The following is a 15,539-nucleotide window of genomic DNA, read 5'->3' as shown; positions in this document are numbered from 1 at the left end:
TGCGTTTTTGACCAACGCTGTGGTGATCCCACCTGGCGATCATGTTCATTTATAAAAATTAGTCAATAATAATTTATGTTGATTAGTAGCGTTGACTGCACCTAATATTCGCCGTCTATGACTGATCAGCCTCAATCCGGGAAACCCGTGCCAATGAACGAGATAGTGGACCCTCCCGCTGGGAAATCGGCGTCCGCTGGACCGGCGGCGCGCCGCAAGCGCACGAGCAAGCGCGTCACCATGACGGATATCGCCCGCCTGGCCGGCTGTTCGCAGGCGACGGTTTCCTTCGTGCTCAACAAGACGCCGGGCATAAAGCTCGCGGCGGAGACGCGCGAGCGGGTGATCGAGGCGGCGAGGAGCCTCGGCTATGCTGCCCCGAGCTTTGCCCATCTGGATGGGTCCATTGCTCCGGCTCCAGCCATCGACGGCAAGATCGGCTTCATCGTCGACCAGTTGGCGACGAGCCCGGAGGCGGTGGTCGCGATCGAGGGGGCGCGGCAGGCGTCGTGGAACGCCGGCAACATCATCCTCGTCGCGCAGACGCTCAACGATCCGGAAATGGAGCCGCGTACCATCCAGGCCTTGCAGGAGCAGGGCATATCGGCGCTGATCTACATGGCGATCTTCACACGCGAAGTGGTGCTGCCGCAGGCAATATATGATCTCGACATTCCGGTGATCCTGCTCAATTGCTACACGGCCGATCACGCCTTTCCGGCGGTCGTTCCAAGCGAGATCGCCGGCGGCCAGCATTCGACGCGGCATCTTATCCAACATGGCCACCGGCGGATCGGGACGATCACGGGCGAACCCTGGATGGAGGCCGCGCAGGACCGGCTCAAGGGCTACCGCCGCGCCCTGGCCACGGCGGATATCCCATTCGATCCCGCGCTGGTCATCGAGGGCGACTGGTCGGCCAGCGCCGGCTATGACGCGACCAAGAAGCTTCTGGCCCTGCAGGAGCGGCCGACGGCAATCTTCTGCCAGAACGACCGCACGGCGATTGGCTGCTATGAGGCGCTGAAAGAGGCGGGAATGGTCATTCCCGACGACATTTCCGTCATCGGCTATGATGACGAGGAAATCTCCCGCCATTTGCATCCCCAGTTGACCACATCGGTGCTGCCGCACCGCGCCATGGGTCGCTGGGCCATCGAACAGCTCGACGTGACGCATGGGGCGCGGCCCGAGCGCCATCCGATCACCAAGCTGGAATGCCCGCTGGTCGAGCGCCATTCGGTGGCGGCCTGCAGGGAGCATTCCGCCGCGGGCGCAGATCACTTCACATAGGCGGAGCGGTCGATATTGTGCCGCTGCAGCTTGTCGTAGAACGTCTTGCGCGGGATGCCCAGCGCTTCGATGGTGGAGCGGACGTCGCCATCATGGGCCTCGAGAGCATCGCGAATAAGCTTGGCCTCGAAACGCTCCATGGCTTGCGGCAGGCTCGCCTCTAGGCTCCTCTCCCGGGCCGGTTCGCTCTCCTTTATTCCAAGCGCCGTCCGTTCGGCGAAATGCGCAAGCTCGCGCACATTGCCCGGCCAGTCATGCTCCAGCAGTCGCGCCCGCAGGGTTGCCGTCAGTTCCACCGGCTCGGTGCCGAACCTGGCCGAGGCGCGGCGTGCGAAATGCGCGAACAGCAGCAGGATATCGTCGCGCCGCTCCCGCAGGGGCGGAATGGAAATCGTCACGACGTTCAGGCGGTAATAGAGGTCCTCGCGAAAGCTGCTGCGCTGTTCGGGGCTGCCGAGATCGACTTTCGCCGCAGCTACGACGCGCAGGTCCACGGCACGTTGCTCATTGGTGCCTAGCGGGGCGATTTCCCGCGTTTCGAGAACCCGCAGCAGCTTGACCTGCGTCGACAGCGGCATGCTCTCTATCTCGTCGAGGAAGAGCGTGCCGCCGCTGGCATGTTCGATGCGACCGATGCGCTTCTTCTGTGCACCGGTGAAAGCGCCGGCCTCATGCCCGAACAATTCGCTCTCGATAACCGTTTCAGGCAGCGCGCCGCAATTCAGCGCGACGAAGTTTCCATCTTTCCTCCGGCTCCACTGATGCAGGAGCCCGGCCGCCACTTCCTTGCCCGTGCCGGTCTCTCCCGCAATGAGCACGTCCACATCTGCATTCGCCACCTGCCGCAGCGTCTTGCGCAGGTTCTCCATCACCGGGGTCTGCCCGATCAGCGGCAGGCTCTCCTCCGAGCTTTCCGCCGCCAGCCGCAATTGCCTGTTTTCGAGCACCAGCGCACGCTTGTCGAGCGCGCGGCGAATGCTCTGCACCAGCCGCTCCGCCGGATAGGGCTTGGCGATGAAATCATAGGCGCCTTCATGGATGGCGGATACGGCCATCTCGATATCGCCATGGCCGGTGATGAGCAGCACCGGCAGGCCGTCATCCATCTCCCGCAGCCGCCGCGCGAATTCGAGCCCGTCGACATGCGGCATGCGCACATCCGTCACCACCACGCCGGCAAAGTCCGGTGACAGATGCTGCAGGGCGCTCATCGCATCGGCGAAGGGGATGACAGTGAAGCCGGCGAGTTCGAGGGTCTGGCTGTTGGCCCTGCGCAGATCATCGTCATCATCGACAAAAACCACGTGATTAACGCTCATTTCAGCCTGCCTTGCGCAAATAGATGGTGAATTTTGTGCCGTTGGAGCCGGTTTCCACCTCGATCCGACCGCCATATTCGGCGACGATGTCGTGGCAGATGACGAGGCCCAGTCCGAGCCCGCGATCCTTCGACGTGTTGAACGGTGTGAACAGCGCTTCCATGATATGGGCGGGGATACCGGGACCATTGTCGGAGACGATCAGTTCCACCTGCTCGCCGGCATCGGCGTAGCGGACGCTGATCTGGCTCGACGGTCCGCCCTCGGTCGCTTCCAGGGCGTTCTGCAGCAGGTTGATCAGCACCTGCTCCAGCCTGATCCTGTTGCCGTGAACCTTCAGGTCGGGCGCGGGCACTTTGGTGAGGATCTGGCCCGCCCGCTGCCGGAAGCGGCTGCCAAGCAGCAGCAGCGCGCCCTCGATGATCTCCGCAACGGCGACCGGACCGGCGTCGCCCGTGCCCTTGCGCGAAAAGGTGCGCAGCTCGTCGGTGATCGAACCGATGCGCTCGGTAAGACCGGCGATCGCCGCAAGATTGTCCTTCAGCGGATCGAACTTGTTGCGGGCGAGCAGGGTGGCGGCATTGTCGGCATAGGAGCGGATCGCAGCGACAGGCTGGTTGATCTCATGGGCGACACCGGCCGTCACCTGCCCGAGTATGGCGAGGCGGTTGGCCTGGACCAGCTCCAGCTGCACGGTCTGCAGCTTGGTTTCCGCCTTCTGGCGCTCCTCGGCCTCGGAGAGGAGTTCGGAATGCGCCTTGCTGAGGTCCGCAGTGCGCTCGGCGACGCGCCGTTCCAGTTCAAGGCGCGATTGTTCCTGCTCCTGCGCCCGTCGCAGCGCGAGGTTGCGCCTGCGCAGGAAGAAGCCGGTGATGCCCACCAGCGGCGCGAGGAAAAGCAGAGCGAGCAATTGCGCGGTCCTGACGGATTCGGCAATTGTCGCGGCGGCCGGCGTCAGCAATTGCAGGGTCCAGTTCGTCGTCGGCACGGCTGCGGTGACACGCAGGAACGAACCGTCTTTCTCCATGTCTGGAAGGCGCGCCCTGACGAGATCCGGCTGTTGATCCCGCAGGGCCAAGGGCCTGATCGCGAGCGGCTCCAGTGATGCGTCGCCAAACTGCAGGCTTTCGCGGATCGGGCCGATCTGCTCGCGGGCAATTGGCGCCGCGGCCATGAACCGCCATTCCGGGGAACTGGTGATGAGCACGATGCCACGGCCATCCACGACGAATGACGGGTCGCTGTTTCGTCGCCAGTCGGCTTCGAGCTCATCGAACTCCACCTTGACGACGACGACCCCGAGCACGCCGTCCGGTCCCTCCATCCGCCGCGAGATATAAAGGCCCGGACGCTTGCTGATCGTCCCGAGCGCATAATGTTCGGCGCTGCCGGTCTCCATCGCCCGCGTATAATAGGGGCGGAAACTATAAGAGACGCCGACGAAGCTGTCGGGCTGGTTCCAGTTGCTGGCGGACAAAGACAGGCCAGCCGCATCGAGCAGATAGATCACCGAGGCCCGGGTGCCGGGCAGCAGGCCCTCGAATTTCTCGTTCAGCCCCTGCAGCAGCGCCGGGTCCCTGGAGCGAAGTGCCGTGATCACATCGCGATCCTGCGACAGCACGAAGGGCAGCGAGCGCTGCTTCTCCAGAACCGTGCGCAGGAGGACAGCATTCAGCTCGGCGGCATTCGTCGCTCTTGCCTCGAGAATGTCATAGGCCCGTCGGCGCCCATATCCATCGGCAACGAAAAGCGCACCGGCCACAAGCAGGAGCACCGCGAGCACGAAGATTATCCCGGCAAGCCCGTTGTTCCTGCGGCCGCCTGCAGCTTCTGTCGTCATGGCGCCATTGTGCATCAATCCGCACGACAATCAAATTCTTTGTGCGGTTTTTCGCACATTTTGCAGCATTCTGTAGGGTCGCGAAAAACTTTATACCGTAGATTCAATATCTTATAGCTTTCCAGCCTCTGTTGGCACGGCATTTGCTGAAGGAGTGGCAGGGCAGGCTTGACCGCCCTTGAACGTAGGAGCCTGGGAGGTTGCCGTCTGGTTGGCAACGAGGCTCGCATCATGGAGGAAGTCATGAGTCCAGTAACACTCAATGCAGCACCCGTGCCGCAGCCTGCCAAGAAGACACCACTTTACGCCCATCTTTATTTCCAGGTCATCGTCGCCATCGTCATCGGCATAGGGCTTGGCCATTACTATCCTGAAATCGGCACCAGCATGAAGCCGCTCGGCGATGCCTTCATCAAGCTGGTCAAGATGATCATCGCACCCGTCATCTTCCTCACCGTCTCGACCGGCATCGCCGGCATGAGCGATCTCAAGAAAGTCGGCCGCGTTGCCGGCAAGGCGATGATCTACTTCCTGACCTTTTCGACGCTGGCCCTCATCGTCGGGCTCATCGTCGCCAATGTCGTTCATCCGGGCAGCGGAATGAACATCGATCCGGCCACGCTCGATCCGAAAGCCGTCGCGACCTATACGCAGCAGGCGCATGAGCAGAGCATCGTCGGCTTCCTGACCAACATCATACCGACGACGATCGTCGGCGCCTTCGCATCCGGTGACATTTTGCAGGTGCTCTTCTTCTCGGTCCTGTTCGGCCTGTCGCTTGCGATGGTCGGCGAAAAGGCCGAACCCGTCACCAACTTCCTGCAGACCTTGTCGGCCCCGATCTTCAAGCTTGTCGCCATCCTGATGAAGGCCGCACCGATCGGTGCCTTCGGCGCCATGGCGTTCACGATCGGCAAATACGGGATCGGCTCGGTCGCCAATCTCATCATGCTGATCGGCACGTTCTACCTGACCTCGCTGCTATTCGTGCTGGTCGTCCTCGGCGCCGTCGCCTGGTACAACGGTTTCTCCATCCTCGCGCTCATCCGCTACATCAAGGAAGAACTGCTGCTCGTCCTCGGCACGAGTTCTTCTGAAGCGGCTTTGCCGACGCTCATGGCCAAGATGGAAAAGGCCGGCTGCAAGAAATCGGTCGTCGGCCTGGTCATTCCCACCGGCTATTCCTTCAACCTTGACGGCACCAATATCTACATGACCCTGGCAGCGCTCTTCATCGCGCAGGCAACCAATATCGACCTGAGCCTTTCAGACCAGATCCTGCTGTTGCTCGTCGCCATGCTGAGCTCCAAGGGCGCCGCCGGCATTACCGGTGCGGGCTTCATCACCCTTGCCGCGACGCTCTCGGTCGTGCCCGCCGTTCCGGTCGCCGGCATGGCGCTCATCCTCGGCATCGACCGCTTCATGTCCGAATGCCGCGCGCTTACCAACCTCGTCGGCAATGCGGTCGCGACCATCGTCGTGGCGCGCTGGGAAGGCGAGCTGGATACGGTCAAGCTGCAGCAGGCCATGAATGGCGGTATCGACGAGGAAGACGTATTAGCAGTTGCCAGCTGACCCTCCAGTCAAATGCAGGCAGAGCGGGGGCGCCAGCCCCCGCTTTTTTGTTTTCATGGATCAGGACGCGCGTGCCCGCTGGTGCCATAGGCGTGCATAATCGCTGAAATCGACATCGAGCGGCGTCGCCATCACCCCGCCATCGGAGGATGGCGCCTGTGCACCGGCGAGGATCGCTGCGCCGAGGCTGGTGCCGGTGGAGCCCGGCCAGGCAATCACGTCGCGTCCGGTCGATGTTCGCAGGGCCGACAGGTAGACGCCGTTGCGCGCGAACGGCCCCTCGACGATCGTTATCCCCGCGCCGCTGATCAGCTGAAGACATGTCTGCGTCATCAGAGCCGCATAGAGCGAGGCGACGACCACCCGTTCCTCGGGGTCGAGCGAGGCAAGATCGGGCACTGCGGCATGCGTCTGCGGAAAGGGTCCGGAGCCGGCGACAAGGGCAGGCAGGATCATATGCCTGTTCTCGATGACGCGCGCGATGGTGGCCGCATTCGGTTCCGTCGCGGCATTGCCGCGACATGCAATGTCGAACTCCCGTCCGCCCATGAAGCGGGCCGAGGGCACCGGATTGCCGTGGGCGTCGATATTGATCAGCGTGTCGCGCAGCGGATCGAGCGTGGCGATCTGGCCGCCCGCTGCAAAACACACGACCCAGGTGCCGGTCGATATGACCGAGAATGGTGCTTCGCGGCTGACGAGATGCGGAAGGAGCGAAGCATTGGAATCATGGATGCCGCAATAGACCGGCACCGGCGCGGGCAGGCCGAGCGTCTGAGTGAGTCCCGGCGTGAGCTTGCCGATGGGCTCGAAGGCGGGCTTGATCGGCGCGAGAAGTCCGGCAATGCCAAGCCTGCCGACGAGGCTGGAGAAACCGCCCTGATGTGGGTTCCATAGATCGGTATGGCAACCAAGCGACGTCAGTTCGTTGACGGCGATGCCGGTCAGCTGCCACGTCCAATATTGCGCATAGGTGACGATCTTTCGCACATTGGCGAAATCGGCCGGGAAACACGTCTTCTGATAGTGCAACTGCGCCCCGACGTTCAGCCCGCCGGGCAGGCGGGGCGAGCCCGTTTCGGCGAAATCGGGACGGATCGCGTCATATTCCCCCTGCACCATTTCAGGATAGATGAATTCATAATCGATGACCGGCATCGCCAGTTTGTCCGCGCCGAGCAATGCTGCCGCGGCGCCGTGCGCGGTGACGGATATGGCGTCGAAGCCGGGCTCCCGGGCGAATGAACGCAGCGCCTCGGTGAAGAACTGCCACAGCGCATCGACATCATGATGGGGATAGGGCCCGCTATCGATAACGCGGTTGGCGGTGTTGCGTGCGGCGACCTCCTTGCCGGAGCGCGCATCGACGATCACCAGCTTGGCGTTGGTCTTGCCGACATCGAGGACGGCGATGTTACCCGCAGCGTTCATGGCAGGTGGAAAAGGCAGGCGAGTTCGGTTTGCACAGGCGAATTGTCGGGGTTCGTCCGCATGATGTCCGCCATATGCTCCCACCATTTCTTCATGACGGGGTGGCCCGGAAGCGCCTCCATGCCATGGCCGTCGTGGCGCGTCAGGACACCGAACAGCGTACCGGTCGCCCGGTCGAGATGGATGGAATAATCGCTGATGCCGGCGTCGTGCAGGAGATCGACAAGCTCCGGCCAGATCGCATCATGCCTGCGCCTGTATTCCTCTTCCATGCCCGGGTTGAGCTGCATGGTGAAGGCGTATCGTTCCGTCCGGATCATGCCGTGGCCCTTTGCCTGATCTGGCGGATGAGGATCGGCAGCGTGATCGTGACGATCAGCAGCAGGCCGATGAAGATGGACATGACGATGCCGGGGACATTGAGCAGGCCGAGGCCGAAGGTGACGAGACCCATGACGAAGGCTGCTATGACGACCCCGCCGATGCGGCCGGAACCACCGAGGATCGATATGCCGCCAAGCACGACCATCGTCACGATTTCAAGTTCCCAGCCCTGCGCTATCGATGGTCGCGTCGAGCCGAGGCGCGAGGTGAGGCAGATGGCGGCGATGCCCGACATCAGGCCCGTCAACAGGAACAGGATGAACTTGATGCGTTCGACGCGGATGCCGGAGAACCGCGCGGCGAATTCATTGTTGCCTATGGCATAGATGCGCCGCCCGAAATTCGTCGCATGCAAGAGGATCGCAAAACCGATCGCAAAGACGACGAACAGGGCGAATTCGAACGAAATGACCCAGAAGACATAGCCCTGGCCGAAATAGGCGAAGGAATCCGGATAGCCGCCATAGGCCTTGTCGCCGAGAACGATATAGGCGATGCCTCGAAACAGGCTCATCGTGCCGATGGTGACGACGATCGACGGCAGCCGCAATACCGAAACGAGCGTGCCGTTGACGATGCCGCAGCCAAGGCCGACGCCGATGCCGATCATGACGAGGCCGAAGCTGCCGACGCCCGCCTGTGCCGCGGCTCCCATGGCCGTGGAAGCCAGCGCGATGATCGCGGCGACCGAGAGATCGATTTCACCGGCAATGATCAGCAGCGCCATGGCGAAGGCCACCAGCGCCTTCTCCGTGAAGTTGAAGGTCGCATCGGACAGGTTCCAGGCATTGAGAAAATAGGGCGAGGCAAATGCGTTGGCGATGAATATCAGGATCGCAACGCCCAGAAGCAGCATCTCCCAGCTTCCGAGCAATCGCGCCGTCGATGTGCCGAGCCGGTCGGGAATGTTCCGCTTTTCCTGCATGGTGCTCATGTTACTCCCTCGATCTGCTCGGATGCACCACGATCGCGCAGGATGATGCGGCCGCGGCGGCGCTCCTGCCTGGCATTGAAGACGACCGCGGCGATGATGACCGCACCCGATATGGCCATCTGCGAGAATGGCGAGATGTTGATGACGGGCAAGGCGTTCTTGATGACGCCGAGAAACAGCGAGCCGAGCACTGCCCCGGCGACCGATCCGATGCCGCCAAGGGTCGAGATGCCGCCGATGACGCAGGCGGCGACGCTGTCGAGCTCGAAGCCGGCGGCGATGTCCACATAGGCGACGGCATAGCGCGAGACCCAGAGATAGCCGCACAGTCCTGCCAGGGTGCCCGAGATGGTGAAGGCAAGGAAGCGCGTGCGGCCGACATCGATCCCCGCATAGACGGCGGCGGCGGGATTGCCGCCGGAAGCATATATGGCGCGGCCGAGCAATGTCCGGGACATGACAAGATACATCGCCGCGACGATCAGGATTGCGGTCCAGCCGAGGAGCGGCAGGCCGAGGAAGATCTGGCGCGGTGTCTGGAGGAAGGATTCCGTCATCTGGTGGGCATTCACCCATCCGCCGCCGGAAAGGACGAAGGCCATGCCGCGGTAGATGGTCAATGTTCCGAGCGTGACGACGATGGAGGGGATGTTGAGCTTCCAGACCAGGATGCCGTTCAACGCCCCGAGTACCGCGCCGATGCCAAGCGCAGCGGCGAGGATCACGATCAGGGGAAGCCCCGGATAGGCGGCGTTCAGCATTGCCACCGCCATGCCGGTGAAGGCGACGTTCGCCGCCACGGAAAGATCGATCGACTTGGTCAATATGACCGCCATCTGGCCCAGCGCAAGGATGATAAGGATCGAAGTGTCGTTGAAGATGTTCGACAGATTGGCGGGACGGGCGAAGCCCGGCGAGCGGGTGGAGAACACCGCGAGGAGGACGGCGATGATGACGACCAGCAGGATTTCACGGTAGCGGAGCAGATATTTGATCATGGCTGGATACCCGCATTGCCGGTTGCGGCCCGGACCAGCGCTTCAGGGTTGAGCCCGTCCCGTTCGAATATGCCGGCGGAGAGCCCTTCGCGCATGACCATGACGCGATCCGACATGCCGACGATTTCGGGTAGTTCCGATGATACCATGATGATGCTGAGCCCCTCGCTGGCGAGTTCGCTGATGAAGGCATGCACGGCAGCCTTCGACCCGATGTCGATGCCCTTGGTCGGCTCGTCCAGGATGAGTATCTTCGGCTGCGTGGCGAGCCATTTGCCGATGACGACCTTCTGTTGATTGCCGCCGGACAGCGTTCCGACCGGGACGGACAGCGCCGCGGCACGCAGGTCGAAGCGCTCGGCATATTTGCGGGCGAGGGCGAATTCCTCGGCGGCGCGCAGGAAGCCCGAGCGCGAGGTGCGGCTCAGCGAAGGCAGCGAGATGTTCTGGTAGATCGGCAATTGCAGTACGGCGCCATGGCGGCCGCGCTCTTCCGGTACGTAGACGATGCCGGCCCCGATGGCATCGCCGGGAGAGTAGATGGCGATCTCGCGGCCCTCCAGCACCAGCCGGCCCGCCGAAGGTCGCGTGATGCCGAACAGCGACTGGCATATTTCCGAACGTCCCGCGCCGACGAGCCCGTAAATGCCGAATATTTCGCCCTTGCGCAGGGCAAAGGATATGTTCCTGAACTCGGTCGGATGCGTATAGGCTTCCACCGAAAGCACCGTCTCGCCCAATCGGACCTCCGCCTTCGGGAAGGCATGGGCGATGGAGCGCCCGACCATCAGGCGGACGATCTCATCCTGGCTCACGCCGGCCAGCTCGCCGCTGCCAACGGCCCGGCCATCCCTGAATACGGCATAATGATCGGCGATTTCATAGACTTCATCGAATTTGTGGCTGATGAAGAGGATCGCCTTGCCCTGTCCCTTCAGACGCTGGACGATCTGGAACAGGTCATCGACTTCCTTGCGCGACAAGGCGGCCGTCGGCTCGTCCATGATGACGATGCGGGCATCGACCGACAGGGCGCGCGCGATCGCGACGAGATGCCGTTGCGCGATCGACAGGTCCTTCAGGCGAATGCGGGGGTCGATGTTGCTTTCCAGCGAATGGAGCAGCGCCAGTGCGCGTGCATTGACCGCCTTCCAGTCGACGAAGCCAAGGCGCGTTCTCGGCGCGTGGCCAAGGAAGATGTTCTCGGCGACCGACAATTCGTCGAACAGCACCGTTTCCTGGTGAATGGCGGTCACGCCGGCATTGATGGCGTCCTGAGCATTGGCGAAATGCACCGGCGCGCCGTCGACCAGGATCTCGCCGGCATCGGCCGCGTAGATGCCGGTCAAGATCTTGACCAGCGTCGATTTCCCTGCGCCGTTCTCGCCGATCAGGGCAGTGACCTTGCCGGCGAAAAGCGCGATATCCACGCCGTCCAGCGCCATCACGCCGGGAAAGGACTTGGAGACGCCACGCATTTCAAGCAGCGGGACATCGGTAACTGGCTCGGGCTGGGCGGATTGGCTCATGAAACTACCGGAAAAAATGCCCGGCAGCGGACTGCCGGGCCCTGCACAATGTTCAGCGATCAGAATATTTTCGAGAACTCGTCGATGTTCTTCGCATCATAGACGAAGGGATCGGCCATGGCGGCTTCGCCATTGTCGCCGATCTTGATCTTGCCCATGCGGCCCGCAGCGATCTCGCTGCCCGGCGCGCCGTCGGTTTCCTCCTTCACCAGCCGATAGGCGATCTGCGTGGCGGAATAGCCGAGGTCGATCGGGTTCCAGATGGCGAATTCCTTGGTTGCGCCGGACTTGATGGCGCCCGCCATCTCGGAGGGCAGGCCGAGGCCGGTGACATAGACGTCGCCGATCTTCTTGGCATCGGCGACGGCCTGCGAGGCGGCAAGCACGCCGACCGTCGTCGGAGCGACGATCACCTTGACGTTCGGTTGCGAGGTCAAGAGGCCCTGCGCTTCGCGATAGCTCTTGTCGGCAAGGTCATCGCCATAGACGGTAGTCACGAGGTTGAGACCCGGAAAGCTCGGCAACTGCTTCTTCATCTCCTCGATCCAGGTGTTCTGGTTGGTCGAGGTCGTGGTTGCCGAGAGAATGGCGAAATCGCCCTTGCCGTCCGGCAGGTGATCCGCGGCGAGCTGCAGGCACATCTTGCCGATGAGCTCGTTCGACGAAGGGTTGAGGTGCACGACGCGGCCTTCCTTGCCGACGGCAGAATCCCACGAAATGACCTTGATGCCGCGCTGCATGGCCTTTTTCAGTACCGGCACGACCGCGTCCGGGTCATTGGCGGAAATGGCGATCGCATTGACGTTCTGGGCGATCAGCGAATTGATGACCTCGATCTGCCCTTCGGCAGTCGTCGATGTCGGGCCCGTATAGATGACCTCGACATCGCCGAGTTCCTTGGCTGCCTCCTGCGCGCCCTTGTTCGCAGCTTCGAAGAAGCCGTTTCCAAGCGATTTCGCCACAAGGCCGATCTTCACTGTCTCTGCCGCATAGGCCTGCGACGCCACCATGGCGACCGCGAATGCCGACCCCAATATCAGTTGTTTCAATCGTTTCATGTCATCCTCCCAAAGATTGACTGTCTTACCCGGTCACATCGGCAGCTAGGCTACCGATGCGGAGTTTCTGGATTTGTCCTGTACTTTCGCCACGATCAGCTTGACGCCCGCCTCCTCGACCAACCTGCGGTCGGCCTCGGCGATGCCATCATCCGTGATGATGGTGGAGACCCGCTGGAGTGGGCAGAGTATCAGGCTGGAACGCCGCTGGAACTTGGTCGAGTCGACCAGGAGAACGAGTTCGTCCGCCTGGTTGATCAGTTTCTGCTCGCCCTGGATGATCAGTGCGTCGGATTCCATCACTCCGAACGAACCGACGCCCTGCGCGCCCATGAACATGCGCTTTCCATAGAAATTGCGCGTCACGTCATTGTCGAACGGCGACAGGATGATGCTCTGCTCACGGTAGATCGCCCCGCCCGGAATCGTCACCGAACTTTTCGAGTTTTTCACCAGATGCTCTGCGATGGCGAAGGAATTGGTCATGATCTGCAGGCGGCGCGATGCGAGGAAATGCACCATCTGGAATGTCGTGGTGCCGCCATTGATGATGATGGCATCGCCTTCGTCGCAAAGGGCGACGGCCTCGCGGGCGATGGCGCGCTTCTTGTCGGCATTTTCGGATTCGGAGACATGAAAATGCCGTCCGGCGAGGGGGGCGAGCTGTAACGGATGCACCGCCTCGGCACCGCCACGCACGCGGCGCAACTTGCCCTGCACATGAAGCGCGGCGATGTCGCGGCGGATCGTTGCTTCCGACGCTTCCGTCAGTTCCGCAATGTCCTGGACCGTGATGACCGGCTTTTCCTGAACGGCGCTCAGGATGATGCGGTGGCGTTCGCGCTCATGCATGCAAATGCTCCTCCTGGCCGTATTTAATGCGCATAATCGGGATTGGTGTCAATCAACTTCAATCATATAATTTCATATTGCGCTGCAGCATGGAAGTTTATGATCGAACATGATTGTTTATGATTGACATCAAATTCCGATCTGCCCATAGCTAGGGAAACTCAGAAGGCGCGATGACGGCCTTGAATATATTTCCGGGAGGCGCAAATGGCAGACAAGGTAAAACTTCTTGATAATCGCTGGGACGATGCCAAGGCGGCCAACCTGGACGAGCCCGGCAAGCTCCTTTACCGGTCGAATCTTCTCGGTGCGGACAAGCGCATCACGAATTATGGCGGCGGCAATACCTCCGCCAAGGTAACGGAGACCGATCCGCTGACGGGCGAGCCCGTCGAGGTCCTCTGGGTGAAGGGCTCCGGCGGCGATGTCGGCACGATCAAGCTCGATGGCTTCGCCACGCTTTATCTCGACAAGCTGCATTCGTTGAAATCGATCTACAAGGGCGTCGAGGATGAGGACAGGATGGTCGGCTTCCTGCCGCATTGCACGTTCAACCTCAATTCCCGCGCTGCCTCGATCGACACGCCGCTTCACGGCTTCGTGCCCTTCAGGCATGTGGACCATATGCATCCCGACGCCATCATTGCGATTGCAGCCTCGAAGAACTCGCGCGAGTTGACCCGGCAGGTCTTCGGCGATGACATCGGCTGGCTGCCCTGGCGTCGGCCCGGTTTCCAGCTCGGTCTCGATCTTGGCGCCTTCGTTGCCGCCAATCCAAGCGCCAAAGGCGTCGTTCTGGAGAGCCACGGGCTCTTTACCTGGGCCGATGATGCCAGGGAATGCTATGAACTGACGCTCGATGTCATCAACAAGGCGATCGTCTGGTTCGAGGATCAGACGGCCAGAAAAGAGATATTCGGCGGCGCGGTTGGCGGCAGCCTCGATGCAAAGGCCCGGCGCGACGTCGCTGCGCGGTTGATGCCGGAAATCCGCGGGCGCATCGGACAGGCGGAGCGCAAGCTCGGCCATTTCGACGACCAGCCAGCCGTGCTTGAATTCGTGAACTCCCGGGCGCTCCGCGACCTTGCCGCGCTCGGCACCAGCTGTCCCGACCATTTCCTGCGCACGAAGATCCGGCCGCTGGTGCTGGATTTCGACGCCGCCAATCCCGATGCGGACGCCGTCATTGCTGCGCTGGATCAGGCGCTCGAGGCCTACCGTGCCGACTATGCCCGCTATTATAATGCCTGCAGGCACGACAATTCGCCGCCCATGCGAGATCCGAATCCGGTCATTTTCCTCATACCCGGCGTCGGCATGTTGTCTTTCGCCAAGGACAAGGCGACGGCGCGGATCGCCGGCGAGTTCTACGTCAATGCCATCAACGTCATGCGCGGCGCCTCGACCGTATCGGAATATCAGGGCCTGCCGGAGCAGGAGGCGTTCGACATTGAATACTGGCTGCTCGAGGAGGCCAAGCTGCAGCGCATGCCGAAGCCGAAATCGCTTGCCGGTCGTGTCGCCTTCGTCACCGGCGGTGCCGGCGGCATAGGCCGCGCCACGGCCGAGAGGCTGTTGGGCGAGGGCGCCTGCGTCGTGCTTGCCGATATCGACGATGCCGCGCTTGCCGCCGCGCAAACCGACTTCGCCAAGCGCTTCACCGCCGACACGGTTCGCAGCGTCAAGCTCGACGTCACGGACGAGTCCGCCGTTGCTGCCGGTTTCGCCGAGGCGACCGCCGAGTTCGGTGGCATCGACATTCTTGTCTCCAATGCGGGCATCGCATCCGCCGCACCGATCGAGAGCACCGAATTGTCGGTCTGGTCCCGCAACATGGATATTCTGGCGACCGGCTATTTCCTCGTGTCGCGGGAAGCGTTCCGCCTGTTCCGGCGCCAGCGGCTGGGCGGCAATATCGTGTTCGTCGCCTCGAAGAATGGTCTCGCCGCCTCGCCGAACGCAAGCGCCTATTGCGCGGCCAAGGCTGCCGAGATTCATCTCGCCCGCTGTCTCGCGCTTGAAGGTGCGGAGGCCGGCATCCGGGTGAATACCGTCAATCCCGATGCTGTGCTGCGCGGTTCGAAAATCTGGAACGGCGAGTGGCGCGAGCAGCGCGCCGCGTCCTCCAATCTCCAGGTCGACGAACTCGAGGAGCATTATCGCAAACGCTCGATGCTGAAACTGAACGTGTTCCCGGAAGATATCGCCGAAGCGATCTATTTCCTCGCATCCGATGCTTCGTCCAAGTCCACGGGCAATATCATCAATGTCGATGCGGGCAACGCGCAGAGCTTTACACGCTAGGCCAGGGCTTACACGCTAAGAT

At 61.9% G+C, this 15,539-nt stretch carries 12 protein-coding genes; 3 read left to right on the top strand and 9 right to left on the bottom strand.

What is annotated here, in order from left to right; translation table 11 throughout:
• The first annotated feature begins 153 nt into the window (after positions 1-153).
• Positions 154-1,293: a LacI family DNA-binding transcriptional regulator gene (locus OSJ75_RS18140; RefSeq protein WP_323748379.1), complete on the top strand. Its 1,140-nt coding sequence runs from the start codon at positions 154-156 to the stop codon at positions 1,291-1,293.
• Here the strand turns inward: OSJ75_RS18140 and OSJ75_RS18135 are convergent.
• Entirely contained in the window at positions 1,281-2,612 is a 1,332-nt protein-coding gene (locus tag OSJ75_RS18135; RefSeq protein WP_267229005.1) for a sigma-54-dependent transcriptional regulator, read from the bottom strand. The two genes, OSJ75_RS18140 and OSJ75_RS18135, sit on opposite strands and share 13 nt — an antisense overlap.
• Position 2,613: 1 nt before the next feature.
• Positions 2,614-4,452 carry an ATP-binding protein gene (locus OSJ75_RS18130; protein ID WP_250019522.1) on the bottom strand — a complete coding sequence of 613 codons (1,839 nt, stop codon included), beginning with the start codon at positions 4,450-4,452 and terminating at the stop codon, positions 2,614-2,616.
• Positions 4,453-4,695: 243 nt separating this feature from the next.
• Between OSJ75_RS18130 and OSJ75_RS18125 the strand changes: the two genes are divergently transcribed.
• Positions 4,696-6,027 carry a dicarboxylate/amino acid:cation symporter gene (locus OSJ75_RS18125; protein ID WP_267229004.1) on the top strand — a complete coding sequence of 444 codons (1,332 nt, stop codon included), beginning with the start codon at positions 4,696-4,698 and terminating at the stop codon, positions 6,025-6,027.
• Positions 6,028-6,087: 60 nt separating this feature from the next.
• On the opposite strand, the gene OSJ75_RS18120 is transcribed toward OSJ75_RS18125, so the two are convergent.
• Genes OSJ75_RS18120 through OSJ75_RS18090 form a run of 7 tightly spaced genes read right to left on the bottom strand, consistent with a single transcriptional unit; the run spans position 6,088 to position 13,213 of the window.
• Positions 6,088-7,458 (bottom strand): FGGY-family carbohydrate kinase, encoded by a 1,371-nt coding sequence (locus OSJ75_RS18120; RefSeq protein WP_267229003.1) that lies wholly within the window; start codon positions 7,456-7,458, stop codon positions 6,088-6,090.
• Positions 7,455-7,775 (bottom strand): L-rhamnose mutarotase, encoded by a 321-nt coding sequence (gene rhaM, locus OSJ75_RS18115; RefSeq protein ID WP_267229102.1) that lies wholly within the window; start codon positions 7,773-7,775, stop codon positions 7,455-7,457. The genes OSJ75_RS18120 and rhaM overlap by 4 nt, the downstream gene beginning before the upstream one ends.
• Complete coding sequence (locus OSJ75_RS18110; RefSeq protein ID WP_250019525.1) at positions 7,775-8,776, bottom strand: ABC transporter permease; 1,002 nt, start codon at positions 8,774-8,776, stop codon at positions 7,775-7,777. Before OSJ75_RS18110 ends, rhaM begins: the two co-directional genes overlap by 1 nt.
• Positions 8,773-9,771, bottom strand: a complete 999-nt coding sequence (locus tag OSJ75_RS18105; RefSeq protein ID WP_267229101.1) for an ABC transporter permease — start codon at positions 9,769-9,771, stop codon at positions 8,773-8,775. The genes OSJ75_RS18110 and OSJ75_RS18105 overlap by 4 nt, the downstream gene beginning before the upstream one ends.
• Positions 9,771-11,303: a sugar ABC transporter ATP-binding protein gene (locus OSJ75_RS18100; protein ID WP_267229002.1), complete on the bottom strand. Its 1,533-nt coding sequence runs from the start codon at positions 11,301-11,303 to the stop codon at positions 9,771-9,773. Before OSJ75_RS18100 ends, OSJ75_RS18105 begins: the two co-directional genes overlap by 1 nt.
• A gap of 59 nt (positions 11,304-11,362) precedes the next feature.
• Entirely contained in the window at positions 11,363-12,361 is a 999-nt protein-coding gene (rhaS, locus tag OSJ75_RS18095) for a rhamnose ABC transporter substrate-binding protein (protein ID WP_250019527.1), read from the bottom strand.
• A gap of 45 nt (positions 12,362-12,406) precedes the next feature.
• The gene (locus OSJ75_RS18090; RefSeq protein ID WP_250019528.1) at positions 12,407-13,213 is read right to left on the bottom strand and encodes a DeoR/GlpR family DNA-binding transcription regulator; all 807 of its coding nucleotides are present in this window, start codon (positions 13,211-13,213) and stop codon (positions 12,407-12,409) included.
• Positions 13,214-13,420: 207 nt separating this feature from the next.
• On the opposite strand from OSJ75_RS18090, the gene OSJ75_RS18085 reads away from it, so the two are divergent.
• Positions 13,421-15,517, top strand: coding sequence for a bifunctional rhamnulose-1-phosphate aldolase/short-chain dehydrogenase (locus OSJ75_RS18085; protein WP_267229001.1), 2,097 nt, complete (start codon positions 13,421-13,423; stop codon positions 15,515-15,517).
• Positions 15,518-15,539 lie beyond the last annotated feature (22 nt).

It is taken from the genome of Phyllobacterium sp. 0TCS1.6A (genome assembly GCF_026420825.1).
In the GTDB taxonomy this organism is placed as follows: domain Bacteria; phylum Pseudomonadota; class Alphaproteobacteria; order Rhizobiales; family Rhizobiaceae; genus Phyllobacterium.
This window is presented reverse-complemented; position numbering and strand designations above follow the sequence as displayed.